Source organism: Streptomyces sp. NBC_00236 (assembly GCF_036195045.1).
In the GTDB taxonomy this organism is placed as follows: Bacteria; Actinomycetota; Actinomycetes; order Streptomycetales; family Streptomycetaceae; genus Streptomyces.
This window is the reverse complement of record NZ_CP108100.1, coordinates 7,719,314-7,739,896: the sequence shown is the minus strand read 5'-3', so window position 1 is coordinate 7,739,896 and position 20,583 is coordinate 7,719,314. Positions and strand designations below refer to the sequence as shown.

At 69.2% G+C, this 20,583-nt stretch carries 24 protein-coding genes; 15 read left to right on the top strand and 9 right to left on the bottom strand.

Translation table 11 applies throughout. The annotated features are described in order from the left end of the window. Nucleotides 1-3 precede the first annotated feature (3 nt). Genes OG446_RS34475 through OG446_RS34460 form a run of 4 tightly spaced genes read left to right on the top strand, consistent with a single transcriptional unit; the run spans nucleotide 4 to nucleotide 1,748 of the window. Entirely contained in the window at nucleotides 4-387 is a 384-nt protein-coding gene (locus OG446_RS34475; RefSeq protein WP_328897714.1) for a gas vesicle protein, read from the top strand. Beyond that, nucleotides 372-1,253: a GvpL/GvpF family gas vesicle protein gene (locus OG446_RS34470; protein WP_328897713.1), complete on the top strand. Its 882-nt coding sequence runs from the start codon at nucleotides 372-374 to the stop codon at nucleotides 1,251-1,253. Before OG446_RS34475 ends, OG446_RS34470 begins: the two co-directional genes overlap by 16 nt. Beyond that, nucleotides 1,237-1,467, top strand: a complete 231-nt coding sequence (locus tag OG446_RS34465; protein ID WP_328897712.1) for a gas vesicle protein — start codon at nucleotides 1,237-1,239, stop codon at nucleotides 1,465-1,467. Before OG446_RS34470 ends, OG446_RS34465 begins: the two co-directional genes overlap by 17 nt. After that, nucleotides 1,464-1,748: a gas vesicle protein K gene (locus OG446_RS34460; RefSeq protein WP_328897711.1), complete on the top strand. Its 285-nt coding sequence runs from the start codon at nucleotides 1,464-1,466 to the stop codon at nucleotides 1,746-1,748. The genes OG446_RS34465 and OG446_RS34460 overlap by 4 nt, the downstream gene beginning before the upstream one ends. A gap of 207 nt (nucleotides 1,749-1,955) precedes the next feature. Here the strand turns inward: OG446_RS34460 and OG446_RS34455 are convergent, their stop codons facing one another. The 4 genes from OG446_RS34455 to OG446_RS34440 form a co-directional block, all read right to left on the bottom strand. Continuing rightward, nucleotides 1,956-2,630 carry a DUF6766 family protein gene (locus OG446_RS34455; RefSeq protein WP_328898508.1) on the bottom strand — a complete coding sequence of 225 codons (675 nt, stop codon included), beginning with the start codon at nucleotides 2,628-2,630 and terminating at the stop codon, nucleotides 1,956-1,958. Between the two features lie 152 nt (nucleotides 2,631-2,782). Next, complete coding sequence (locus tag OG446_RS34450) at nucleotides 2,783-3,202, bottom strand: hypothetical protein (protein ID WP_328897710.1); 420 nt, start codon at nucleotides 3,200-3,202, stop codon at nucleotides 2,783-2,785. A gap of 109 nt (nucleotides 3,203-3,311) precedes the next feature. After that, entirely contained in the window at nucleotides 3,312-3,953 is a 642-nt protein-coding gene (locus OG446_RS34445) for an MmyB family transcriptional regulator (RefSeq protein WP_328897709.1), read from the bottom strand. Beyond that, the gene (locus OG446_RS34440; protein ID WP_328898507.1) at nucleotides 3,854-4,111 is read right to left on the bottom strand and encodes a hypothetical protein; all 258 of its coding nucleotides are present in this window, start codon (nucleotides 4,109-4,111) and stop codon (nucleotides 3,854-3,856) included. Before OG446_RS34440 ends, OG446_RS34445 begins: the two co-directional genes overlap by 100 nt. A gap of 252 nt (nucleotides 4,112-4,363) precedes the next feature. Here OG446_RS34440 and OG446_RS34435 point away from each other — a divergent pair, with 252 nt between their 5' ends. The 4 genes from OG446_RS34435 (at nucleotide 4,364) to OG446_RS34420 (ending at nucleotide 8,278) form a co-directional block, all read left to right on the top strand. Continuing rightward, nucleotides 4,364-4,495, top strand: coding sequence for a hypothetical protein (locus tag OG446_RS34435; protein ID WP_328897708.1), 132 nt, complete (start codon nucleotides 4,364-4,366; stop codon nucleotides 4,493-4,495). Between the two features lie 141 nt (nucleotides 4,496-4,636). Then, entirely contained in the window at nucleotides 4,637-5,026 is a 390-nt protein-coding gene (locus tag OG446_RS34430; RefSeq protein ID WP_328897707.1) for a VOC family protein, read from the top strand. Between the two features lie 274 nt (nucleotides 5,027-5,300). Next, nucleotides 5,301-7,787: a molybdopterin oxidoreductase family protein gene (locus tag OG446_RS34425; protein WP_328897706.1), complete on the top strand. Its 2,487-nt coding sequence runs from the start codon at nucleotides 5,301-5,303 to the stop codon at nucleotides 7,785-7,787. Then, the gene (locus OG446_RS34420; protein ID WP_328897705.1) at nucleotides 7,784-8,278 is read left to right on the top strand and encodes a hypothetical protein; all 495 of its coding nucleotides are present in this window, start codon (nucleotides 7,784-7,786) and stop codon (nucleotides 8,276-8,278) included. The genes OG446_RS34425 and OG446_RS34420 overlap by 4 nt, the downstream gene beginning before the upstream one ends. Before the next feature lie 56 nt (nucleotides 8,279-8,334). Here the strand turns inward: OG446_RS34420 and OG446_RS34415 are convergent, their stop codons facing one another. Continuing rightward, nucleotides 8,335-9,813, bottom strand: a complete 1,479-nt coding sequence (locus OG446_RS34415; protein ID WP_328897704.1) for an aminotransferase class I/II-fold pyridoxal phosphate-dependent enzyme — start codon at nucleotides 9,811-9,813, stop codon at nucleotides 8,335-8,337. A 521-nt stretch (nucleotides 9,814-10,334) separates the two neighbouring features. Here OG446_RS34415 and OG446_RS34410 point away from each other — a divergent pair. Continuing rightward, nucleotides 10,335-10,871 (top strand): cysteine hydrolase family protein, encoded by a 537-nt coding sequence (locus tag OG446_RS34410; RefSeq protein ID WP_328897703.1) that lies wholly within the window; start codon nucleotides 10,335-10,337, stop codon nucleotides 10,869-10,871. Between the two features lie 140 nt (nucleotides 10,872-11,011). Continuing rightward, the gene (locus OG446_RS34405) at nucleotides 11,012-11,902 is read left to right on the top strand and encodes an SDR family oxidoreductase (RefSeq protein WP_328897702.1); all 891 of its coding nucleotides are present in this window, start codon (nucleotides 11,012-11,014) and stop codon (nucleotides 11,900-11,902) included. A gap of 154 nt (nucleotides 11,903-12,056) precedes the next feature. Here the strand turns inward: OG446_RS34405 and OG446_RS34400 are convergent, their stop codons facing one another. Continuing rightward, complete coding sequence (locus OG446_RS34400) at nucleotides 12,057-12,662, bottom strand: flavodoxin family protein (protein WP_328897701.1); 606 nt, start codon at nucleotides 12,660-12,662, stop codon at nucleotides 12,057-12,059. A gap of 199 nt (nucleotides 12,663-12,861) precedes the next feature. On the opposite strand from OG446_RS34400, the gene OG446_RS34395 reads away from it, so the two are divergent. Together OG446_RS34395 and OG446_RS34390 are read left to right on the top strand one after the other, a co-directional pair. Further along, entirely contained in the window at nucleotides 12,862-13,647 is a 786-nt protein-coding gene (locus OG446_RS34395; protein ID WP_328897700.1) for a sulfite exporter TauE/SafE family protein, read from the top strand. Nucleotides 13,648-13,985: 338 nt separating this feature from the next. Continuing rightward, nucleotides 13,986-14,489, top strand: coding sequence for an N-acetyltransferase (locus OG446_RS34390; protein WP_328897699.1), 504 nt, complete (start codon nucleotides 13,986-13,988; stop codon nucleotides 14,487-14,489). Between the two features lie 51 nt (nucleotides 14,490-14,540). On the opposite strand, the gene OG446_RS34385 is transcribed toward OG446_RS34390, so the two are convergent. The 3 genes from OG446_RS34385 to OG446_RS34375 all read right to left on the bottom strand — a co-directional run bounded on the left by OG446_RS34385 (nucleotide 14,541) and on the right by OG446_RS34375 (nucleotide 16,872). Beyond that, nucleotides 14,541-14,963: a hypothetical protein gene (locus OG446_RS34385; RefSeq protein ID WP_328897698.1), complete on the bottom strand. Its 423-nt coding sequence runs from the start codon at nucleotides 14,961-14,963 to the stop codon at nucleotides 14,541-14,543. A 44-nt stretch (nucleotides 14,964-15,007) separates the two neighbouring features. Beyond that, nucleotides 15,008-15,703: a type 1 glutamine amidotransferase domain-containing protein gene (locus OG446_RS34380; protein ID WP_328897697.1), complete on the bottom strand. Its 696-nt coding sequence runs from the start codon at nucleotides 15,701-15,703 to the stop codon at nucleotides 15,008-15,010. A gap of 224 nt (nucleotides 15,704-15,927) precedes the next feature. Next, the gene (locus OG446_RS34375; protein ID WP_328897696.1) at nucleotides 15,928-16,872 is read right to left on the bottom strand and encodes a MerR family transcriptional regulator; all 945 of its coding nucleotides are present in this window, start codon (nucleotides 16,870-16,872) and stop codon (nucleotides 15,928-15,930) included. Nucleotides 16,873-17,116: 244 nt separating this feature from the next. Between OG446_RS34375 and OG446_RS34370 the strand changes: the two genes are divergently transcribed. The 3 genes from OG446_RS34370 (at nucleotide 17,117) to OG446_RS34360 (ending at nucleotide 20,521) form a co-directional block, all read left to right on the top strand. After that, nucleotides 17,117-18,190, top strand: a complete 1,074-nt coding sequence (locus OG446_RS34370; RefSeq protein ID WP_328897695.1) for a Dyp-type peroxidase — start codon at nucleotides 17,117-17,119, stop codon at nucleotides 18,188-18,190. Further along, nucleotides 18,187-18,984: a family 1 encapsulin nanocompartment shell protein gene (locus OG446_RS34365; protein WP_328897694.1), complete on the top strand. Its 798-nt coding sequence runs from the start codon at nucleotides 18,187-18,189 to the stop codon at nucleotides 18,982-18,984. The genes OG446_RS34370 and OG446_RS34365 overlap by 4 nt, the downstream gene beginning before the upstream one ends. A 169-nt stretch (nucleotides 18,985-19,153) precedes the next feature. Continuing rightward, complete coding sequence (locus tag OG446_RS34360; protein WP_328897693.1) at nucleotides 19,154-20,521, top strand: diaminopimelate decarboxylase; 1,368 nt, start codon at nucleotides 19,154-19,156, stop codon at nucleotides 20,519-20,521. Nucleotides 20,522-20,583: the final 62 nt, after the last annotated feature.

The following is a 20,583-nucleotide window of genomic DNA, read 5'->3' as shown; positions in this document are numbered from 1 at the left end:
GCAATGGACAGCTGGACCTCCTCGGAGCCCCAGTCGCGTCCGCCGACGACCGCGAACCTTGCCGAGATCCTGGAACGGGTACTGGACAAAGGCATCGTCATCGCCGGGGACATCAAGATCGACCTGCTGGACATCGAACTGCTGACCATCCGCCTGCGGCTGTTCATTTCGTCCGTGGAGACAGCGAAGAAGGCGGGCATCGACTGGTGGGAGACCGACCCCGCTCTCTCCTCGCGTGCCGCGCACAACGCCCTGGCCGACGAAAACGAACGCCTGCGCGAACGAATCGAGGCCCTGGAGAGCGACGAACCGCAGGAAGTCAGCAGCACTCGTCATGCCGACAGTGGCCGGCAGATCGGCAGCAGAAGGGAATGGCCTCGCCGATGACCGTGACTCCACACCACCCACAGGGTTCAACCGATCGCATCAGCTCTGCCGCCACCTATGTCTTCGCGGTCTGCCGGGCTGACCATCCCGGGAACTTCGCCTCCGCCTCCCGCGGACATGCCGCGGGTGGGCCGCTGCGTCTGCTGACGGTCGGCGGGGTATGCGCCGTGGTCCAGGACGTGCCTGCGGCGGAATTCTCCGAAGCGGCCCTGCGCGACCGGCTCGCCGATGCCGCCGAACTCGAACGTTGCGCACGAACCCACCATGAGGTCGTCACCGCCGCGGCCTCGGTCGGGCCCACGGTCCCGCTGCCGCTGGCCACGCTCTATCTCGATGACGAGCGGGCCGGCACGGCCCTCCGGGAGAACCAGGATCGCTTCGGCGCGGTGCTGGAACGCATCACCGGGCGGGCGGAGTGGGCCGTCAAGGTCTACATGACGCACCCCGAAACTCTGGCGCGGTCCGCTGTGCCGGCGCCTCCCGAAAAGCCTCCGCCGAACACTCAGCCCGGACCTCAACAACGCTCGGGCCGTGCGTACATGAACCGACTGCGCGGCCGGCAGCAACTGCGTGAATCACAACGGGAAGCAGCACTCGCAGCTGGCGAGCGAGTGGGCAGCGCGTTGCGGGAGCTGGCGGTCGGCACGGTCCAGCGCCGTCCGCACGGCCCAGAGGTCACCGGCAAGGACCGCACCCAGGTCATGAACGCCGCCTGTCTGATCGCCGATGACAGGATCGAGGAGCTGACCACCACGATCAGGCGGCTCCGCGCATCCCCGGAATTCAAGGGCATCGAGATCGACGTGTGCGGGCCCTGGGCCCCCTACTCGTTCACGGACGGAGGAGACCTTGCACAGCACCGCTAGCCCCGTTCCGTGGCAGGGCCCGGAAGCCACAGCCCCCATCGGCGTCCCCCTGGTCGACCTGCTCGACAGGGTGCTGGGCACCGGCGTCGTCATCAGCGGGGACCTCGTCATCGCCATCGCCGACGTACCACTGGTCCGCCTCTCGCTGCACGCCCTCCTGGCATCCGTCAGCGAGCGCGTCCCCGCGCCGTGGGCCGACAGCGGGCCCCTGTGAACGACACCCGAGTGGACATCGACCCGCACAACGCGGGCCGCGATCTGGCCTCGCTGGTGCTCACGGTCGTAGAGCTGCTCAGACAGCTGATGGAACGCCAGGCGATCCGCCGCTTCGACAGTGGAGAGCTGACGGAGGAACAGGAGGAGAACGTGGGAACCACCCTCATGCTCCTCGACGAGCGGATGACGCAGCTCTGTGAGCTGCACGGCCTGCGCCGCGAGGACCTCAACCTGGACCTGGGCCCGCTCGGTACCCTGCTGTCCCACGAGGCTCGTTGACGGAACACCAATCCGGCCCCGGGCGTCCGACGCATAGTGGCGTCGGTGTGAGGCCGCTGTTCTGTTGCCCCTGTCGACCGGCAACCCTGCGACCCGGGCCACCGAGGACTGCTGGTTTCCCCCTGCCTGACCGCACACTCCCCCGGCGTCCCGGGCCGTGACCGACGCGCACGCCAGACCCGACCGCCTACCGGACGTTCGTCCTGCTCATCCCTCGACGCCGGTGGAGGAGTGGGGCGCTCCGACAGGCTTGGACTCCGGGGAACCGCGCTGGCGCAGGTAGACGGAGAGGATGGCCATGGAAGCGACGGCGAGAAGCTCGGACTGCCAGTTCTGCAGGCTACGGCTCCAGAAGTCGGCAGAGGCGATGTACTGGCTCCAGCCGATGGGCGCCTGGAGCTGCCTCAATTGTTGCTCGTTGTAGGCGGCCGAGCCCGCGATGGACTGGGCCAGCCAGGACAGGAGAAAGAGCCCTGCCATCACCAGACCGAGCGACCGGGAGAACACCGCCTGTCGAACCCCGCCCGCGCGGGCCCAGCGTGGCGCATCCGGACCTGCGTGAGGGCCCACCTGTTGGTCCTTGTCCGATTCGATGCCGGCCTTGTGCATGCTCTTCGATTCGGGCGAACCACGTTGGAGCAGCCAGACGGTGGCGAAGACGTACAGGAAGAACTGCAGGTATTCCGACTGCCAGTTCTCGGCCACGTCGACCGCGAAGTCGGAGGACGTCAGATAGTCCAAAAAGCTGACCTGGGCGAGTCCGTCCGTGGCGAGCTGATTGTTGAACTCGGCATTGCCCGCGACGGCTTGACCCGCGAGAGCAAGCAGGAAGGCGATACCGAAGCCGATACTTATGCCGTTTTCCCTGATGAACCGGCACATGCTGTGCTCCCGCGCGTCGCTGCTCCGTCCCTGGCCCGGCACCTCCGGCGGGGCTTCGCCCGTGCTCATCGCCGCATCACCCCGACCACGATGAAATAGGCGAGGCCGCCCAGGACAATGGTCAGGCAGAGAGTGAACATGGTGCGCACGCGTCAGCCTCCCTTGACCGAGCAGTGGTAGGGCCGGCCTGGCCGGGGCCGGCATCCGGCGGCAACGATCTTCCAGCCGTCCGAGAACTGCGAAAGAAAGAGTGTGTCCGAGGCCAGCGTCGCGCGCGCCTGACGCCCGTAGACGTCCACACCACGCACCGCACCGCCGGCCGGAAGGTCTTGCGCACCGATGGCGTCGGCGCACGCCTTCTTCTCCGCATCCTCGATTTCACTGCGCGTCTTCGGAGCCAGAGCAGCACACATCGCCGTCCGGTCCCCGCCGTCCAGATCCCGCTCGAATGCCGTGGCCGCCGCCGAGGCGTCCGCCTCCCGCTCTCCAGGACCGCCGCAGGCCGTGAGACCCAGCAGGACCGCGCCCAGGGGAAGCATCGTCCGCGTGATGCGACGACGCTGTACGTGCACGCTGGCTCCCTTCACAGCCGGTACGTATCCCGTTCCATCCTGGGTGACCGCCTGCCCGAAACGCCGCCGGACACGCCTCGCCCTCAGACACGCGTCTCCGCTGAGGCTCTCAGCTGCGCAGCCGGTCGGTGGGCTCGGTCACCGAGAGGGGGGTGGCCGCCAGACTGGCGAGTATTTTGAGGCGTTCTTCGGAGGTGCTGCCCGGTTCGGAGGTGTACAGGCTCAGGTCGTGCACGGCCCGGTGGGACACGGGCAGGTCCAGGGACTGGTAAGTCAGCTCAAGGAGACCGACCTCCGGATGCTGCAGTTGCTTGATGCCGTCGTGGCGGATACGGACATCGTGCGCCGCCCACAGGGTGCGGAAGTCGGGGCTGAGGGTGGACAGCTCGCCGATCAGTTCGCGCAGTGCCCGGTCGTGCGGTTCACGCCCGGCCTCGGCACGCAGCAACGCGACGGTGGCCGCGGCACCGGCGTCCCAGTCGACGAAGAAGTCCTGCGAGCCGGTGTCGAGGAAGTGGTAGCGGGCGAAGTTCGCGCGGCCTCGCTTGTCGGTCGTGACGCTTTCGAACATCGGCGCGTGAAGAACCCGGGCCAGCGGGTTGGTGGCGACGATGTCCAGGCGGCCGTTGCGTACGAAGGCGGCGGACATCGTCATGGAGTCGAGCAGCCACTGGACGCGGGGCGGGACCTCGACGTCCTTGCGGCGGGACGGCGTGCGGTGGGCGGGCCAGGCGGGCGGGCCGGGCGGCACGGGCCAGGCGGCGCGGGCCAGGCGGCGCGGGCCAGGTCGAACAGATAGGTTCGTTCGTCTTCGTCCAGTTGCGGGGCCTGGGAGACCGCGGCGAGAACGTCCTCGGACACGCCGCTGATATGCCCCTTCTCCAGGCGCGTGTACCACTCGGTGCTCACGCCGGCGAGCACGGCGACCTCCTCCCGCCGCAGCCCCGGGACCCGGCGCCGGGTGCTGGTGGGGCCGGGGCGGACGATCCCGGTTGCCTGCTCGTAGGGTCGGGGACGATTTCGACGCGGACGTCGCCGGCGTCATCAGCCGCGTCGGCGTACCCCAGTACGAAGAGGCACCGATCGGCTTCGGCAGCCTCTTCCGCCACAACATCCGCCAGGTCGGCGGCCCCACCGGTCCGCGCCTACATCGAGGAACTGATGCCCGACATCCTCAACGGCACCATCGAGCCGGGCCAGGTCTTCAACGCCACCACGGACCTCGACGGCGTACCGGTCGGCTACCAGGACATGGCCGACCGTAAGAGCCTGAAGGTCCTCGTCAAGCCCTGAACCAGGAGACAGCGGGTGGGGGCGGCCGCAGGCCGCACACGTACCGTCATGGCACCGCTTGGCCGGCATCTTCTGAGGTGCGCCGACGGTACAGGCCACCGCCAGCCAGCCGCAGCGTAGGAGGAGAGGGAGACTCGGTGCATGACGGACGCCCCGCTGCATATCAACGCCCTCATCATCGACGCCGCCGATCCCGAGCGGCTTGCCGCGTTCTGGTCGAAGCTGCTCGGCAGGCCGATCTCGGATCGGAGCGGACCCTACGTCTGGTTGCGAAGCGAGAGTGGCCTGGGCCTGGGCTTCCAGCAGGCCGGTGAGCGGAAGTCGGCCAAGAATCGTATGCATTTCGACATCGCCTCATCCGATCCGGGCTCCGAGCAGCAGCGGGTCGAGGCGCTCGGGGGACGACGGCTGCCGGAGTACGCGGACGGCGGGTTCCTGGTGATGGCCGACCCCGAGGGCAACGAGTTCTGCATCATCCCCCAGGGCTCCGTGGGGCTCGACGACCAGGGTCGCGCGCATTACCTCGGCTGACGGATGAGGTTCGTGCTGATGCACGGGACGGCCGCAGGCCTCCTCGTGTCTCGACGCCGCTTTCCTGAGCGGTGCCGGACACCGGTGCTCGTGCGGACCGGCGGTTCCGAGAGCGGTGCCACAATCCGGGCCCCCGACGGCCGCCCGGAGCGGCGGCAGGACATCGACACCCCGCTGAGGGACAATCCCGACACTCCTACGGGCGCGGTGGCGCGCGCATCCGGCTCTGCCGGTGGGGTACTCGGGGGGGGCACGTGAACCAACGGGAGGCAACATGGAGTCGGTGGACGACCGGATCGCCAACCCTTGGGGCGGCCGTGTGCCACACCGGCGGCATGGGTGTTGGCCGGCCCGGGTGGACATGTTCCTCGCCGAGGGCGTCGAGCCCGCCATGGTGCAGAAGTGGGTACAGGCAGCCTCCATTCTCCATTCGGACGGGGACGCCATGGACATCGCCGTCATCGACGGCCGCATGGTCGGTGTGCGCGGGCGGGCCACCGACCGGGTCAACCGGGGCAGACTCGGGCCCAAGGACCTGTTCGGGTGGCAGGCCAACGCCTCCCCGGACCGGCTGACCCGGCCTCTGGTGCGCGAAGGCGGCCGGCTGGTGGAGAGTGACTGGGAGACGGCGATGAGCCGCGTTGTCTCACGGTCACGCGAACTGCTGGCTGACCGTGGACCCGGCTCCCTCGGCTTCTACACCTCGGGCCAGTTGTTCCTGGAGGAGTACTACACCCTCGCGGTGCTGGCCAGAGCGGGTATCGGCACCAACCACATCGACGGCAACACCCGGCTGTGCACCTCGACCGCAGCCGAAGCCCTCAAGGAGTCCTTCGGCTGCGACGGGCAGCCCGGCAGCTACGACGACATCGACCATGCCGATGTGATCGCCCTGTTCGGCCACAACATCGCCGAGACCCAGCCCGTGCAGTGGATGAGGATCCTCGACCGTCTGGAAGGCGCCGAGCCCCCGCGCCTCCTGTGTGTGGACCCGCGCCCCACTCAGGTGGCACGAAGGGCCGCCGTTCACCTCGCCCCACGCGTCGGCACCAACGTCGCGGTGCTCAACGCGCTGCTGCACGAGATCATCCGGACCGACCGCGTCGATCACGCGTACATCGAGGCACACACGGTCGGCTACGAGAAGCTGACGGCGCAGGTCAAGGACTGCACACCCGAGTGGGCGGCGGGCATCTGCGACGTCCCGGCCAAGCGGCTGGGTGAGGCGGCCGAGCTCCTCGGATCTGCCGATCGGCTGCTGTCCACGGTGCTGCAGGGCTTCTACCAGTCCCACCAGGCGACGGCCGCAGCGGTCCAGGTCAACAATCTGCATCTCATCCGCGGCATGCTGGGCCGGCCCGGCGCCGGTGTGCTGCAGATGAACGGGCAGCCCACCGCGCAGAACACCCGGGAGTGCGGTGCCAACGGTGATCTGCCGGGCTTCCGCAACTGGCAGAACGATGCACACGTGGCCGATCTGGCGGAGGTGTGGAACGTGGAGCCGAGCACGATCCCGCACTATGCGCCTCCCACCCACGCCATGCAGATGTTCAGGTACGCGGAGCAGGGCTCGATCCGGATGCTGTGGATCAGTGGCACGAACCCGGCCGTTTCGCTGCCCGAACTCGCCCGCGTACGCTCGATCCTGGCCCAGGAGCGGCTGTTCGTCGTCGTGCAGGACCTGTTCCTCACTGAGACGGCGCAGTTCGCCGATGTGGTGCTGCCGGCCGCCACCTGGGGCGAGAAGACCGGCACCTTCACCAACGCCGACCGCACCGTGCATCTGAGTGCCAAAGCCGTGGACCCGCCCGGCCAGGCCAGGCCGGACCTCGACATCTTCCTGGACTACGCCGCGCAGATGGGCTTTCGCGACAAGGACGGCGGGCCCCTGATCACCTGGCGGAGCCCGGAGTCGGCGTTCGAGGCGTGGAAGCGGTGCAGCGTCGGCCGCCCCTGCGACTACAGCGGACTCACGTACGCGAAGCTGCGCGAAGCAGGCGGCATCCAATGGCCGGTCAACCGGCAGTCGCCGGACGGTACCGAGCGGCTCTACACGGAAGGCGTCAGCTGGGCCCGCCCCGACGTGTGCGAGAGCTACGGGAAGGACCTGGTGACGGGCGCGGCGGACAGCGAGGCGGACTTTCGCGCCGTCAATCCGGACGGCAAGGGGATGATCAAGGTTGCCGGGTATCTGCCGATGCACGAGCATCCGGACGATCAGTACCCGTACCAGTTGACGACGGGCCGGACGCTCTACCACTTCCACACCCGGACCAAGACCGGCCGCGCACCGCAATTGAACAACGCGGCCCCCGACGTATGGGTCGAAATCAGCGAAACGGATGCTGTCGCACAGGGCTTCGGCGAGGGCGACCTGGTCGAGGTCCGCTCACGACGCGGCACCCTCCGTGGGCGGCTGCGCATCACAGCGCTTCGGCCGGGACTGCTGTTCGTGCCGTTCCACTACGGCTACTGGGACACACCGGCCGGCTCGGGTCCGGGCCCCACCACACCTGGGAGGGCCGCGAACGAAACGACCGTCACCGACTGGGACCCCGCCTCCAAGCAGCCTCTGTTCAAGACTGCGTCTGCCGCCCTCACCCTCGTCGAACGCGGCACCGGGGAGCAGTCCCCCGCCCCGACCACCACCGCCTCGGCACCCGTCGTCCCCGCGGGCGTCAGGGCCACTGTCGGCGGCCGGGCCGCACACGTGTCTCAGGCCCCGGACCCTGCATGGGACATGCCGGGAGGCAACAAGTGAACGGCATCCAACTCGCCCTGCACACGCTGCACGACGGTGAACAACACCTGGCCACCCAGCTCGTCACCGTCGCCGACAGACACCGCACGGACCACGAGATCCACCATGTCGCCACGGATATCGCCGCGTGGTCGCACGAACACGTCCGGCGCCTCGCCGAGGCGTTGCCACGGTACGGTCTCAGCCCCGGCGGTGCGTCAGGTGGCCGCCGGGACGGCGGCCCCTGTGCGGCACTCCCCCGCAGTACCGGGGACATGGCCGGCCATCGGTCCGAACCCGGTCTTTCGCTCCTGTGCGATCTGCGCGACCTGCATCTCGCAGCCGCGTACAACTCACTGCACTGGGAAATGCTCGCCCAGGTGGCACAGGCTGCCAAGGCCGCAGACCTGCTCTCCCTCGCCACGTCCTGCCACCCCCGGACCCTGCGCCAGCTGCGCTGGACCAACACCATGGTCAAAACCCTGTCGCCCCAGGTTCTCAGCAGCCTGTGACGCGGACGAACCCGACGAGGCCTCAGGTTCAGGTGGCCCTGGACGCCACCCGGGGATCAGTCGGCTCCCACATCGTGCACCGACACGCGGATGGTGCCGGCGGAACTGTCGGCGGCGTCAGGAAGAAACATCCCCGCGTCGACTCCTGTACGCAGGTAGTCCACCACGGCCCGGTCGAGCAGCTCGCCGGGAAGGGCAGCGGGAATTCCCGGAGGGTAAGGGGTGAGCATTTCGGCGCAGATGCGGCCGATCGCCTGAGCGGCCGGAACCTGCTCGACATCCCCGAAGAAGGCATCGCGCGGAAGCGTCATCTGCCGAGGACGCAGCTCGGCGGGGTCCGGGATTCGGATCGCCGGGGCCGGCGGAAGCTCGTCGGCGTGAGCGACCAGGTCGCGCAGGCCGTCGAGGAGCCGCGCGGTCGTCGTCTCGTCGTCGGCGTGTGTGAGCTGGGCGTTGATGCGCCGGTGGTCGGAGGTGTGCAGGTTGATTCGATGGTGTTGACGCATCCAGTCGGCAGCATCGTAGCCGCTGAACTTGAGTCCGCTCAGATCGATGAAGACCTGAAGGGGATCCATGTCGAACGCGCGCCCGGGCGCACAGAAGTCGTTGCGGTCATGGACGTGCAGTCCTTCGATGTCCTCGATGGCCGCGCGTACACGGCGAGCCCTGGAAAGGGCGCCGTCCAGGAGTTCACGCCCCTGTTCCACCATCTGGCGTCGCCATCCGTCGAGGGCGGCGTAGATGAGGACCGAGGGGCTGGTGGTGTCCAGCAGGTCGGCACGCGAGGCAAGGGTCTGCGCGGTGACCAGGTCGCCTTGCAGATGAAAGACCGATCCCTGCTCGAGCCCGGATCCCATTTTGTGGACGGACGTGACGCACAGGTCCGCGCCCGCGTCCATGGCCCAGGCGGGCAGGTCGGGGTGGAACGGCAGGTGAGCTCCCCACGCCTCGTCCACGATCAGCGGCACGCCACGCTCGTGGCACAGCGTCGCGATGGCTCCGATGTCGGCGCAGGTGCCGTACGGAGTGGGGCTCGTGACCAGAGCCCCCCGCGCGTCAGGGTGTGCTTCGAATGCCGACCGGAAGGCCTCGGGAGCGGGTGGGTGCGCAAGGTGGAGCTCGGGATCCCACTGGGGGTCGACCCACACAGGACGAATGCCCGCGAGAATCAAGCCCGAGATAACTGATTTGTGCGCGTCGCGGCCGACCAGGAGCTTTTCGTGCGGCCCGGCCACGGAGAGCATGGCGGCCTTCACCGACAACGAGCTCCCGCAGGTGGAGAAGAACGTGTGCTCGGCGCCCACGGCGTCGGCCATCAGGTCCTGTGCCTGTTCCAGGATTCCCTGGGACGTGGTCCGGTCGTCCAGGCCGGACACCGCAAGCATGTCCGCACTGAACACAGCGTCTCCGAGTACAGCCCGCACCCTTGGGTCGGCTCCCCGGCCCTGCTTGTGACCGGGAGGGGTGAATGGCAACTGCTCCTGCGCCTGATACGCGGCCAGAGCCTCGAGTACGGGAGCGGACGAGTGATCCATGGTGTGCGGCTTCCAGTTCGAGTGAGAGGAACCGTCTCAGGTGACCTGTCGGACAGCGGGGGTGAGCGGTCCGATGCACGGTGTCCCGTGAGCGGACCTGTCGCGGCTTCCACGACCATGGAAGCCCCCTCGCCGACCACGACGCCTGCCCAGCCCGAGATCCGGCCGACCACCGCCGGAACGCCGCCCTGCGCGGCGGAGGCCGAATTCGCTTGCCGGCTCATCGGGTTTCCATTCGGCAGATGGGCAATCTCCGAAAACAAAGCCGTCAGCGCCCGGCAAGGAGCAGACATCGACTGCCCACGAGTACCCGTGGACGCGCCGTCTGACACGCGAACTGCGCCATCCGCGCCACGGCACAGCCACCTCCCCGGCCAAGCCGCACGACACCCCGGTCACGAACCAGCTGCCGCCCTGTCCCGCTCGTGGTGTATTCCCTCCGCACTCGCCGGTCCAAGCCGCAAAATTGCTCGCAGGCGCTCGCCGTGCGCACCCCCGTCCAACGGTGACACCATGACGGCATGGGAAGGAAGGCTCTCATCCTGATCGACATGATCAATTCCTACGACCACCCTGACGCGGACGTTCTCATTCCGTCCGTACGCACAGCGTTGCCGCACATTGCCGGGCTCCTGGACCGTGCGCGCAACAAGGGCGTGCCGGTCATTTATGTCAATGACAATTTCGGCGAATGGCGTTCTCATCATGGGGAAATCGTCGCCTCCGCCATGGCCGGGGCGAGAGCCGAACTCGTCCGCCCAGTGCAACCGGATGCGGAGTCGCTCTTCGTGGTCAAGGCAAGACACTCGATCTTTTACGAAACGCCTCTTGCCTACCTGCTGGCACAACTCGACGTGGACCATGTAGTTCTTTGCGGACAGGTCACCGAGCAGTGCATTCTGTATTCCGCGCTCGACGCACATATTCGCCACCTGCGGGTAACCATTCCTGAGAACGCCGTCGCCCACATCCACAGAGACCTCGCCGACGCGGCCCTGCGCATGATGGAGCGCAATATGCAGGCGACCATCACGACAGCCGAAGGCGTCGAGCTGTAGTGGCCTCGCCGCGTTCCCCGCATGGTCGCGCCAGGCCGTCCGCCGGGGTTCGGCCGCTCCATCCGGGGAACAGGTGAATGCACCTTTCCCCGAACTTTCCCGACGCAGACCCGACGCAGACCCGATACAGGAGGCAGAAGATGACGCCCAGTGGACAGGAACCCCAGGATCCCGTGACCAAACACCCCCGGCCGGACTTCCCCCAGCAGGAACAGCCCGTGCCGGGCTGGACGGGAGCGATGGATCCCGCGCCGGACCACGGTGAGGAGTCCTATCAGGGGCACGGCCTCCTCACCGACCGCAAGGCGCTGGTGACCGGTGGGGACTCCGGCATCGGGCGCGCCGTCGCGCTCGCATACGCACGCGAGGGCGCCGACGTGCTGTTCAGTTATCTGGAATCGGAGGAGAGTGACGCCCGCGAGACAGTCCGACTGATCAAGGATGCGGGGCGACGGGGCGTAGCCGTCGCATGTGACATCCGCGAAGAGGAACAATGTCAGGGGCTCATCGAACGAGCGGTCGCCGAATTCGGGCGGATCGATATTCTCGTCAACAACGCCGCCTACCAGATGTCCCAGCCCGACGGAATCAGCGCCATCACCACGGAACAGTTCGATCGTGTCGTCCGCACGAATCTCTACGGAATGTTCTGGCTGTCCAAAGGGGCACTGCCATTCATCCGCAAGGGCGGTTGCATCATCAATTCGGCTTCGGTCCAGGCGTACAAACCAAGCCCGCATCTGCTTGACTACGCCATGACCAAGGGCGCGATCGTCACCTTCACCCAGGGCCTTGCACAGATGGTGGCGCCGGACGGTATCCGGGTCAACGCCGTTGCCCCCGGCCCGGTCTGGACGCCTCTGATCCCAGCGACACTGCCCGACACGGTCGAATTCGGGAAGCAGTCCCCCCTGGGACGACCCGCCCAGCCGGCGGAGATCGCGCCCTGTTACGTCTTTCTCGCCTCACCGCAGGCGAGTTACATCACCGCCGAAGTCCTCAACGCCACGGGCGGCACTCCCCTCCCCTGACCCGTGAGCCGTCCCAAGGCGGCCATGGTCGTATCGCCTCGGGGCATGCCACGGCGCATGATGACAGTGCAGGGCGTCTACGCTCCGCGACACCGCGGCAGCTGCGCGGTGCTCCCACGCAGCGGACGACCGACCCGGCAGAGGCGCACGGCCCCTACGCGTTGGGCGGATACGGCGCATCCGCAAGCACCGCGGCAAGGTGTGCAGCGTTGACGGCCAGAGTGTGGGTCGTGGCGGCGACGGCCTCGGGTGTCTGGTCCAGGTCCTGGTAGTCGGTGCCCTGCTGCGCTTCGCCGACCCAGTACGTCACGGCCCCCGGTGCCAGGGTGAAGCCCAGGTCGTTGAGGCCCTGGAAGAGGTCCGCGCTGACCTTGTGCGCGCCGTCCTCGTTGCCGGCCACGGCGACGATCCCTACCTTGCCGTAGGTCAGCTGACGGCCCTCGTCATCCGTTTCGGAGATATCGGCGTTCAGACGCTCAAGCACCCGCTGGCACACACTCGACGGGTGCCCCAGCCAGATGGGCGTGGCCACCAGCACGATGTCCGCGGCCATGACCTTCTCGCGCAGCCCCGGCCACGCGTCCGACTCCCCCATGTCCTGCGCGACCCCCGGCCGCACGTCATGGTCGACCACACGTACGGTCTCTCCCTCCACGCCGAGGTCCGCAAGCTCCGACATGATCTGATCCGCCAGCAGCTGACTGCTGGATCGCTTCGGGGACGGTGACAGGGTGCAGACGAGAGCGAGAGCTCGGGTCACATCGACCAACTCCTCTTGTTTGACCGGACAGGAACGTTGCCCGTCCGTGTGTGCGTAGCCGGAAGACACATATCGATCCACTGCAGGTGAACTCACCGTTCCACAGGGGTACCCCCGCTTCCCGGCAACACGCACGGGCATGCGGAACACTGGCGGCCTGGTCCACCGGCGGGCCGGGTGGCGCTGGGGGGGGGACGCGATGGCGTGGGAACTGGGTGCGGCCGCTGTTGCGGTCGGGATGCTGATTGCGGTGGTGACCGCGCCGGTCGGTGTGTCCGGCGCGGTGTTCCTGCTCCCGGTGCAGCTCAGCATCTTCGGCGTGCCCAGTCCGGCCGTCACCCCGACGAACCTGCTGTACAACGTCGTCGCCGTGCCTGGCGCCCTGCTGCGTTATCGACGTGACGGCGTCCTGAGGGGTCCGCTCGTGCGCCGGCTGGTGCTCGGCACCCTGCCCGGCGTTGTCCTGGGCGCCCTCATCCGCGTCTTCGCCCTCCCCGGCCCGGACGTCTTCCGGCTTCTGGTCGCCGTGCTGCTACTGCCTCTCGGCACCTGGCTGATCATCCGGACGCTTCGTCCCGGCCCCGCGGACCGTGCACGCCACGAGCCCTCACCCCGAGCGGTGACCGGCCTGGCCCTCACCGTCGGCGTCGTTGGCGGCATCTTCGGCATCGGCGGAGGCTCAGTCCTCGGCCCGGTCCTCGTCGGCCGCGGCCTGCCCGTGGCCAAGGTCGCCCCGGCCGCGCTCGCCTCGACCTTCGCCACCTCGGTGGTCGGAGCCGCCACCTACGCCCTGCTGGCACTGACGCACAGCGGCGACATCGCCCCCGACTGGGCCCTCGGGGCCAGTTGCGGCGTGGGCGGCCTCCTCGGCGGGTACCTCGGCGCCCGCCTCCAGCCCCACCTGCCCGAGACCTTCCTCCGGCTGCTTCTCGGCACGCTCGCTGCCGCGCTCGGTGCCCTTTACGCGATCAACTCGATGCGCTGACTCTCTCGATCGGCGTTCTCCCGTTGTCCGCGTCCACGAGGATCATCCCGGCCTCCGCCACCGCCCTCGCCGGCCGCACGCCTCCCCGCCGCCCTCACCCAGGGTCGACGCGACTACTTCGGCGCGCACACCCACCACCGCACCTTCCACGCCCGCCGCGGCGACGACGAGAACGCAGTCGAGAGATGACCGGCACCGGCCGGTGTCCACGCTGTTGTTGCAGGTGCACGCCCTCGCGCAGACGGCGGTCCGATGCGCCCGCCCGGACGGCGGTCTGTGCGTCGGGACGCAGAAAACCCGGAGGACCAGACATCCTCGCGGTGCTACGGTCGGGCCCCATGCGCTGGCTTCCCGATAATTTCGTCCACCCCGTCCTGGTACCGCTGCCGGGCAGCGGCCACCACCTGAGGCCGATCCGGGAGACGGACACGGCACTCGACTATCCGGCCGTGATGGGCTCCCGCGAGCGGCTGTGGGCCATGTTCGGGCCGGCCTGGGGCTGGCCCGCAGCCACGATGACCTACGAGGCCGACCAGGCGGACCTGCTGCGCCACGAGAAGGAGATCGCCGCCCACCAGTCCTTCAACTACGCGCTGTTCGACACGGCGGAGACGGCCCTCCTCGGCTGTGTGTACATCGACCCGCCGGAGAAGTCCGGCGCAGACGGCGAGATCTGCTGGTGGGTGGTGGACGAACTGGTGGGCAGCGAGGTCGAGCAGGCGCTGGACGCTCTGGTGCCGCAGTGGATCGCCGCCGACTGGCCGTTCGAGCAGCCACGCTTCATCGGGCGCGAGATTTCCTGGCCGGACTGGCTCGCGCTGCCGGCGCACCCCGACGCATAACACCCGGTTGGGGCGCGACGCCTCCGGCTTCGGTTCCCGTCGGCTCCGCAATCAGAAGTCGACGGGGTCGTACGTCCCTCCACGAAAGACGAAAGGCGTCGTCCCGGACTCGAACTCGTTGCGGTAGTGGCCGCCGTAGCCGGGTTCCGCAACATGCGGTGCGATCAGGTCGAGCAGCGCCGTGAGGTCGAGCATGTGGTCATCGACCCAGTAGTTCCGCGAGTAGAGCTCCCATGCGTGGACCTCGCCGGCCGCCGTGAATTCCTGAACCCGGCGCTGGAATGAGCGGCAGTCACCTCCCGGGAGACGGCTGTTCGGATTCGGCACGAGCAGGGGGTACAGGAACTCACCGATGCCGAGATCACCCGGTTCCTCCACGTCCTCACCCAGATGCCAACGCAGGGCGGACAGGACCCGCTCCGGGGTGGCGTCGTGCAGAAGGCACGAGAAGACGACTTCGTAGTGGCTGCTCATGGGGACCATGATGCGGCAGCGCGCCGCACCCCCCGATCACGCCGTCAGCCGATCCGCTTGAGCAGTTCGTCGGCGAGCGGACCGGACGAGGCCGGGTTCTGGCCGGTGACCAGGTTGCGGTCGACGACCACGTACGGGGCCCACGGCTCGCCCTCCTGGAAGTCGGTGCCGATCTCCACGAGACGGTCCTGGAGCAGCCACTTGGCCTTGTCAGCGAAGCCGGCCTGGCTCTCCTCGGTGTTGGTGAAGCCGGTGAGCCGGTAGCCGGAGAAGGAGTTGGTGCCGTCGGCCTTCTTGGCGGCGAGGATGGCCGCCGGGGCGTGGCAGACGATGCCGAGCGGCATCCCCGAGTCCAGCGCCCGGGTCAGCAGCCTGCCCGAGTCGGCGTTGACCGCCAGGTCCTCCATCGGACCGTGCCCGCCCGGGTAGAAGACCGCCGCGTAGTCCGCCGGGTCCACGTCCTCCACCTTCAGCGGGTGCCGGAGTTCGGTCATACCGGCGACGGCGGCCGCCATTTTGTCGGCGTTCTCCTGGCCGTCGTTGAACTCCGGGGCCAGGCTGCCGCGGTCCACGGTCGGCACCACTCCACCGGGCGTGGCGACGGTGATCTCGTGTCCGGCGGCCCGGAACCTCTCGTACGGGGCGATGACCTCCTCGGCCCAGAAGCCGGTCGGATGCACCGTGCCGTCGGCGAGGGTCCAGTGGTCGGATCCGGTCACGACGAAAAGGATCTTTGCCATGTCACGTCTTTCGTTGGGCCGGGAGCCCCGCTCCCGGGAGGGTGTGCGGCCCGGCGGGCCCGGATCAGGGCCCGCCGTCGCGCCGATGTGTCCGACGGTACGGCCGCCTACCCATCTGGCTCCCGCAGAATCGCGGGCGGGAGCGACGGGGAATCCCATGGGATGACGGGAATGGGGCAGACGGCTGCCACCGGTCCGGTGCCCCGCAGTCCCGTAACGCCGGCTCAGGAGGCCATGCGGGCACGCAACGCCGCGCAGAACCAGTCCAGTTCGGGCGACAGCGGATCCGGGGCCGGCCAGCGGTTGACCACGGCGAGCAGGTGAAGGTAGCGCTCCCTGCGCGGATCGTTCACGGTGTCGAGGCGGGCGAGGAGCCGCTGCCGGAGCGCGGCGTCGTCCGGCCGGCCGCACTGGTGCGCGTACGCGGCCGTGACCGCGTCGATGACAGGGCGGGCCTGCGTGGAGCCCGGGTCGATGCCAGCGGCGCGCGCCGGGGCGGTACGGTCGCGGATCACCGCCTCCGGGCCGGGCCCGGGAACTCCGGCGGCATGCCCGGTCCGGTCCGCCGCGTGATGCGCTGCCGTACGGCGCATGGCGGCCCGGAATCCGGGGTCCTGGCACAGTTCGGCGAGTTCGATCCACGCCTCCGTCTCCTCCTCCGCGGGGTTGTCGGACAGGTGTGGCGTCATCGATGTCACCACGCCCGCAAGGCCCGTCCCGGCCCCCAGGCCTTTGAGTACCTCGTTCAGGAACTCGCCTGTGAGGGACCTTCGTTCGTCCTCGGAGAGTGCGGCCAGTCGGTGCATGAGTTCCATCTCCTCTGGGGTGGCGCCGCGCCGTGCGGCGGCCATGAGCACCGCACGACGCGCGGTCAGCACCCGGATCCGTACAGCGAGCGCCTCCGCGTGCACTGCGGCGAGCTCGGCCGGCGGCGTGTCCCGGTCCAGGGCCTCGCGGATCGTGGGCAGGTCGAGCCCGAGCGCGCGCAGTGTCCGCACCAGACGCAGACGTGCGACGGCTTCGGGGCCGTAGCGGCGGTAGCCGGCCGGGGTGCGGCCGGCGGGCGGCACGATCCCACGGTCCGAGTACGCCCGGACGGCCTTGACCGTGAGCCCGGTCCGCCGTGCCAGCTCGCCGATCGAGAGATACGTGTCGCCGTCGCCGTTCATGCGCCCACTCTCCCGTCTCCCCCGGGGGGAGACTCAAGTCGCCCTCCCGGCCGGTCCGGCAGTACGTCACCGGCCCCGGGAGCCGCGCGGCATCGCGCGCACACGGGGTCGCCCGGTCGGGTGCCCCGGAGTGCGGTGGGGCCCGGGATGTGGGTAAGTGGCAGCGGGTCCTGTCTCGCCGCACGCGCGACCGGGGCCGTGTTCCACCGCGTCGTACCGCCGAGCCAGCTCATGGAGCCGCCGTATGCCCGAGATCACCGAGCAACCGGCCCCGGCGCAGCCGGTCGTCGCGCCGCTGACCAGTGCGGCCCTGATCCTGGTCGCCACGATCGAGCCCGGTGGTGAGCCCGTCGTCCGGGAGGCGCTGCCGGATCTGGCGGCGTTCGCCCGTTCCATCGGGTTCCGCTACCCGGATGCGGGACTGGTGTGTGTGACCGGGTTCGGCTCCGACGCCTGGGACCGGTTGTTCTCGGGTCCGCGGCCCGCCTCGCTGCACCCCTTCCAGGAGTTGCACGGCGCCCGTCATCATGCCCCGGCCACCCCGGGCGACCTGCTGTTCCACATCCGGGCCGAGCGGATGGACGTGTGCTGGGAGTGGGCCACACAGTTGCTGGACCGGCTGGGCGGGGCGGTGAAGGTCGTCGACGAGACGCAGGGTTTCCGCTACCTCGACCACCGGGACCTGCTCGGGTTCGTCGACGGAACCGAGAACCCGGTGGGCGGCGACGCCCGGTCGGCGGCGCTGGTGGGGGACGAGGACCCGGACTTCGCCGGCGGAAGCTATGTCATCGTCCAGAAGTACCTGCACGACCTGGCCTCGTGGAACGCCCTGTCGACCGAGGAGCAGGAGCGGGTGATCGGACGGACCAAGTTCACCGACATCGAGCTCGCCGACGACGTCAAACCCGCCGACTCCCATGTCGCACTGAACACCATCACCGACCCCGACGGCACGGAGCGCGACATCCTGCGCGCCAACATGCCGTTCGGCAGCTTCGGGCAGGGCGAGTTCGGTACGTACTTCATCGGGTTCGCCGCCGACCCGGACGTCACCGAGCGGATGCTGCGCAACATGTTCCTCGGTGACCCGCCCGGCACCCACGACCGCATCCTCGACTTCTCGACCGCGGTCACCGGCACGCTGTTCCACGCCCCCGGCGCCGACTTCCTCGACGCCCCTCCGCCGTCGCCCGCCTCCGCCGAGGCCGCGCCCCAGCCGGAGCCGGCGTCCGCGCCGGTGCCGAGGGCCGTGGTCACGCCGGTGGTCCGGGACGGTTCGCTGCGCATCGGCAGCCTGCAAGAAAGCGCCCAGAGATGAACAACCTCCATCGCGAACTCGCCCCTGTCACCCAGGCCGCCTGGGACCAGATCGAAGAGGAGGCCCGGCGCACCTTCAGCCGCCATCTGGCCGGCCGCCGCGTGGTCGACGTCAGCGGGCCGGAGGGCCCGCAACTGGCGGCGGTCGGCGACGGCCATCTGCGCGACATCGATCCGCCCACTCCGGACGTCATCGCCCGTGCCCGTACGTCGATGCCGGTCATCGAGTGGCGGGTGCCGTTCACCGTGACACGGGCCGCCGTCGACGATGTCGAGCGCGGCTCGGAGGACAGTGACTGGCAGCCCGTCAAGGACGCGGCCCGGACCTGCGCGTTCGCCGAGGACATGGCCATCATCGACGGTTACGCCTCGGCCGGGATCGCCGGTCTGCGGGACGGCTCCTCGCACACCGCGCTGCCGTTGCCGGCCGATGCGCGCGACTATCCCGCCACGGTCAGCCAGGCACTGACCCGGCTGCGTCTGGCCGGAGTGGACGGACCGTACCGGCTGCTGCTGGGGGCGGACGCGTTCACGGAGGCCACCGAGACCTCCGACCACGGCTATCCCGTCTCCACGCACCTGGCCCGGCTGCTGGACGACCAGATCCTGTGGGCACCGGCCGTCGCGGGCGGGGTGCTGCTGTCCACCCGGGGCGGCGACTTCGAGCTGTGCCTGGGCGAGGACCTGTCCATCGGCTACCAGGACCATGACGCGACGGACATCCGGCTGTACTTCCACCAGTCGTTCACCTTCCGGATGCTGACTCCGGAGGCCGTGGTCCCGATCCTCGCCTGACCGGCGGACGCGTGCGGATCCGGTCGGCCCCGGCACACCCGGCTGCTCCTCGCGCGTACGGTCCGCCTCCGCACCGTACGGGCCGGAGGCGGTCCGTGCGGTTCACCGGCCGCTGTGACAACGGCCTGAACCGATGTCGTCCGCTTGGACGGAGACTGTGGGACGCCCCATGACCGCACCTGATTCCATGAGCCCTCCCCCGTCGTCCTCCTCCGTGCGTGTCGCGGCCGCGGTCCGCCACGCCGTCGCGGCCGGTCTGCTCGGCGAGTCGAACCCGGTCGCCGGATTCGTCGACACGGACGGCGTACGGGAGTCGGTGGCCGCGCTCCAGCAGGCGTTCGCGGGGGTGCCCGGTGTGCTGCACACCTTCGCCGCGAAGGCCGCGTCGCTCGTGCCCGTGCTGCGGCTGCTCGCGCAGTGCGGGATGGGCTGCGAGGTCGCGAGCCCGGGTGAACTGCGGATCGCGCTCGATGCCGGGTTCGCACCGTCGAAGATCGTCCTCGACTCCCCCGTCAAGACGCGTGACGAGATCCGACGGGCACTGGCGCTCGGCGTGGCGCTCAACGCCGACAACCTCGACGAGGTGGACCGGATCGCTTCGCTGCGGCCCTCGGACGCGGTGTCCGCCATCGGGCTCCGGGTCAATCCCCAGGTCGGCGGCGGGGCCATCGGTGCGATGAGCACGGCCACGGCCACCTCCAAGTTCGGCGTGGCGCTGCACGATCCCGGCGCGCGCGAGCGTGTCGTGGAGGCGTTCGCGGCCCGCCCGTGGCTGAGCCGGCTGCACGCCCATGTCGGTTCGCAGGGCTGCTCCCTGGAGCTGATCGTGGCGGGCATCGGCGAGACGTACCGGCTGGCCGAGGACATCAACACCCGGCTGGGCCGCCCGCAGATCACCGGCCTCGACATCGGCGGCGGTCTGCCCGTCAACTTCGCCGACGACACGGTCCGCCCCACCTTCGCCGCGTACGCGACCGCGCTGCGCGGCGCGGTGCCGGGACTGTTCGACGGGCGGTACGGACTCGTCACCGAGTTCGGCCGGTCGCTGATGGCCAAGAACGGCTTCATCTGTGCGCTCGTGGAGTACACGAAGGACGCCGGAGGCCGGCGGATCGCGCTCACCCACGCGGGCGCGCAGACCGCCACCCGTACCGTCTTCATGCCCGACGCCTGGCCGCTGCGGGTGGGCGCGTTCGACGCCGACGGGCTCCCGAAGGCCGGCCCGGCGCTCGTCCAGGACATCGCGGGTCCGTGCTGCTTCGCCGGGGACGTCGTCGCGCCGGCCCGGGAACTGCCCGAACTGCGGACGGGCGACTACGTGGTGCTGTACGACACCGGCGCGTACTACTTCTCCACACCGTGGGCCTACAACAGCCTGCCGCGGCCCGCGGTGTACGGATTCGGCACGGGCGCGAGCGCGGGGCAGGACGGCCTCGCGGTCCGCTTCGCTCCGGTGCGTGACGCCCAGTCGCTGGACTCGATCGCCGCGGAGAGCGGGCTCGCGCACGCCGACGCCCTGCTGGTGCTGAACGCCTGAACCCCCGCACGCACCCTCCCTCTATTTAGTAGCCATGTAGATAGTAGCCATGTACGGTATCG

Coding starts and splice junctions, on each gene's coding strand:
- OG446_RS34390 (WP_328897699.1), top strand. CDS start 13,986: ATGCGCTGGCTTCCCGATAATTTCGTCCACCCCGTCCTGGTACCGCTG.
- OG446_RS34385 (WP_328897698.1), bottom strand. CDS start 14,963: ATGAGCAGCCACTACGAAGTCGTCTTCTCGTGCCTTCTGCACGACGCC.
- OG446_RS34360 (WP_328897693.1), top strand. CDS start 19,154: ATGACCGCACCTGATTCCATGAGCCCTCCCCCGTCGTCCTCCTCCGTG.
- OG446_RS34380 (WP_328897697.1), bottom strand. CDS start 15,703: ATGGCAAAGATCCTTTTCGTCGTGACCGGATCCGACCACTGGACCCTC.
- OG446_RS34475 (WP_328897714.1), top strand. CDS start 4: ATGGACAGCTGGACCTCCTCGGAGCCCCAGTCGCGTCCGCCGACGACC.
- OG446_RS34375 (WP_328897696.1), bottom strand. CDS start 16,872: ATGAACGGCGACGGCGACACGTATCTCTCGATCGGCGAGCTGGCACGG.
- OG446_RS34430 (WP_328897707.1), top strand. CDS start 4,637: ATGACGGACGCCCCGCTGCATATCAACGCCCTCATCATCGACGCCGCC.
- OG446_RS34410 (WP_328897703.1), top strand. CDS start 10,335: ATGGGAAGGAAGGCTCTCATCCTGATCGACATGATCAATTCCTACGAC.
- OG446_RS34395 (WP_328897700.1), top strand. CDS start 12,862: ATGGCGTGGGAACTGGGTGCGGCCGCTGTTGCGGTCGGGATGCTGATT.
- OG446_RS34370 (WP_328897695.1), top strand. CDS start 17,117: ATGCCCGAGATCACCGAGCAACCGGCCCCGGCGCAGCCGGTCGTCGCG.
- OG446_RS34470 (WP_328897713.1), top strand. CDS start 372: ATGGCCTCGCCGATGACCGTGACTCCACACCACCCACAGGGTTCAACC.
- OG446_RS34405 (WP_328897702.1), top strand. CDS start 11,012: ATGACGCCCAGTGGACAGGAACCCCAGGATCCCGTGACCAAACACCCC.
- OG446_RS34365 (WP_328897694.1), top strand. CDS start 18,187: ATGAACAACCTCCATCGCGAACTCGCCCCTGTCACCCAGGCCGCCTGG.
- OG446_RS34425 (WP_328897706.1), top strand. CDS start 5,301: ATGGAGTCGGTGGACGACCGGATCGCCAACCCTTGGGGCGGCCGTGTG.
- OG446_RS34455 (WP_328898508.1), bottom strand. CDS start 2,630: ATGTGCCGGTTCATCAGGGAAAACGGCATAAGTATCGGCTTCGGTATC.
- OG446_RS34415 (WP_328897704.1), bottom strand. CDS start 9,813: ATGGATCACTCGTCCGCTCCCGTACTCGAGGCTCTGGCCGCGTATCAG.
- OG446_RS34435 (WP_328897708.1), top strand. CDS start 4,364: ATGCCCGACATCCTCAACGGCACCATCGAGCCGGGCCAGGTCTTCAAC.